Below are 2,597 nucleotides of genomic sequence, written 5' to 3'. Positions count from 1 at the left end.
CGGGATCTCATACATTTCTCCCGATGGGTCCCCGTCAGATGAAAAGGCCTTTCTCGTCGAGATCGAGCGAGACTACGAGGTGGCGATCGAACGAGTTCCCATGGGCCCCGCGGGGCTCCTGAATCGCTCCAGGGAGGCGGTGTGGCACGTCGAGGCCCCGTTCCTGGATGAACTGTGGAACACCACCTACAGGTTCCTCTCTACCGTCCACCGGCTTGGGGCCCGGGTGATGCTGACGGGTACCTGGGGGGACCAGATGCTCTTTGAGCAGTCGTACCTCGTAGACCTCTTCCACAAGCTGGCGTGGGGTGAGGTGCGGGCACACCTGAAAGAATTCGGCCGCTGGTTCACCGACGCAGACAGCAGCTACTTCAAGCAGCGATTTTTCGTGGACCTCGTCAAGTACCATGTTCCGAAGGCGCTCATTCCCTCTCTTCGAAGGCTTCGAGCCAGAGAACATCGCCCGTGGTTCACGCAGGCGTTTCAGAAGCGGGCTCGCCGAGGGACATCCAAACACTCCGCTTTCTCCAGAGTATCTTTCCCTACGGTTCATGCCCGCGCTATGTACGAAGAGGCCAGATCGAGCCACCATGTCATGTGCATGGAGTGGAACAACAAGGTGGCCGCTATGCACGGACTGGATACAGCCTTCCCCTTCCTGGACCGGGACCTGCTTGCCTTCCTGATGTCCATCCCCGGGGAGATGCAGACCTGGAAAGGAGTTCCCAGGACCCTCCTGCGCGCCGCCATGCAGGGTAATCTTCCCGACGCGATCGCACGCCGCACCTGGAAGGCAGATTTCAGCCACTTGGTGAATGAGGGGGCGGAGAGGGACTTTCCTCAAGTGCTTCGCGGTCTTGAGTCGGACGGAATGGCCTTGAAGTTGGGGTACGTGAAGGGAAACGTAATAAGGTCAGAACTCGAGCGGTTGAAAGACCGGATGCAGGGTCCCACCTGCGAAGCGGCCTGGAACCTCTCGGATCTCCTGGGGTTAGAGCTCTGGCTTCAGGTTTTTTTCGGGGAGAACAACAACAGCCATGAGGGGCCGGGATCGCCCGAGGGCACCCCGATGGTGCTAATGCTAGGAGGCATAGGATGAAATCCAAACCAACACGCCGAGAAAAGAAACCTTACCGTCCTCCCCGCCTTGTGGTCTACGGGGACCTTCGCCGTCTCACGAAGGCCAAGGGAGGTGTTAAGACGGACGGGGGCCAGCCCAAGACTAGGACGCCGCCGCCCGGGGGAGCATCCTGAAGTTTCCGGTGGGTTTGCCCTGATCCGAGAGAATCCCGCCTCGGAGCGGGTCATTTTCCCTTGCCGCCCTCGGGGAGACAGCAGGGTGAGGGACCAAAGCATGTTCTTTTTCCACCCTCACCTCGACCCTCTCGCTGCAGGGGGGAGGGAGAGCTTCAGGATTGTCTGGGGTCGTCGTGCCAACGCCGGAAAGAGTTTCTGAGCAGGGTTAGGAGGTACGTGTGGCGGATGCGAAAAACACGTAGGTCAATACTTGGAACAGGACAGGAGCCAGTAGGCAGGCGGCGATCTCCGCGTGGCTATCGGGTGTACGGTCTGTGCCTTCTGAGTCAGTGGCCGCTCCCTTGCCCTGAGGGAAGAGAATGCGACCTCCAGGAGCTTGAACTGTTCGTTGGCTCGCCTGCTCTCTTCTCAAAGGTGCCTCGGGACGCCATGAGACGGTCGGATGGAAAAAACTGGTTTCAACACCTCCGGCTCCCCGACGGATCCGACTATCTCCGCTGGTCCGGGCTCTTTGAGTTCCTGGTCTCGGCCGACGGCCACCGCATCGCCTGTCGTGCGTTCAAGGGTGCCTCGCAGGAGTCATTCCAGACGTATCTCGCGGGTCATGTCATTTCCTTTGCCCTGCTGAGACAGGGGATCGAGCCACTCCACTCGACCACTGTGGTGATTGACGGGGAGGCGGTGGCTTTTCTTGGCGACTGCGGCTTTGGGAAATCGAGCCTCGGAGCCGTGTTCCTGCACGGAGGGTACCGCTTGCTGACCGATGATCTCCTCGTCCTCAAGGAAGAAGGGGATCAATTCATGGCCTATCCTGGTCCGCCAAGGATCAAGCTCTTTCCGGAAATTGCCAGGAGCGTGCTTGGAGAGCGGGTCACCGGCATCCCGATGAACGATCAGACGTCCAAGCTGGTGATACCGCTGGGTCAGAACGAGGCAGTCTTGCCGCAAAGCGCCTTCCCCCTGAAGGCGATCTATGTGCTCGCACCTCCATCACCGAACTCACCCAGCCACCGGATCACCATTCGGACGCTCTCCCCCCGCCGCGCCTTTGTTGAGCTGATCAAGAATACCTTCAATCACCTGGTCGTCGAGCCAGGCAGGCTCAAGTGCCAGTTCGTGCTGGCCACCCGGCTCGCCACACGTGTCCCCATCGCGTCTTTATCCTATCCCAGGGCCCTCAAACACCTCCCGGATGTCCGGCAGGCCATCCTAGCAAACCTGAGCAATGGGACTACTTTCAGCTTTCGTTGAGAAGACCTATTTCTATCTCCTAAATCACCGGCCTGCAGGTGACACCGAGGATCTTTGTTTTCAGGCCCGGGGCAATTGTTTCTATCCTC

At 59.3% G+C, this 2,597-nt stretch carries 2 protein-coding genes; both read left to right on the top strand.

The genetic code is table 11. From position 1 onward, the window contains the following. Window positions 1-1,099: asparagine synthase C-terminal domain-containing protein (locus tag O6929_10810; protein ID MCZ6480876.1), on the top strand; the 1,099-nt coding region annotated here is incomplete at its 5' end. 587 nt (window positions 1,100-1,686) lie between these two features. Further along, window positions 1,687-2,508 (top strand): hypothetical protein, encoded by an 822-nt coding sequence (locus O6929_10805; protein MCZ6480875.1) that lies wholly within the window; start codon window positions 1,687-1,689, stop codon window positions 2,506-2,508. Window positions 2,509-2,597: the final 89 nt, after the last annotated feature.

This window comes from Candidatus Methylomirabilota bacterium, from assembly GCA_027293415.1.
In the GTDB taxonomy this organism is placed as follows: domain Bacteria; phylum Methylomirabilota; class Methylomirabilia; order Methylomirabilales; family CSP1-5; genus CSP1-5.
Note: the sequence above shows the minus strand (reverse complement) of the source record. Positions and strands in the feature narration are given on the sequence as shown.

Coding starts and splice junctions, on each gene's coding strand:
- O6929_10805 (MCZ6480875.1), top strand. CDS start 1,687: ATGAGACGGTCGGATGGAAAAAACTGGTTTCAACACCTCCGGCTCCCC.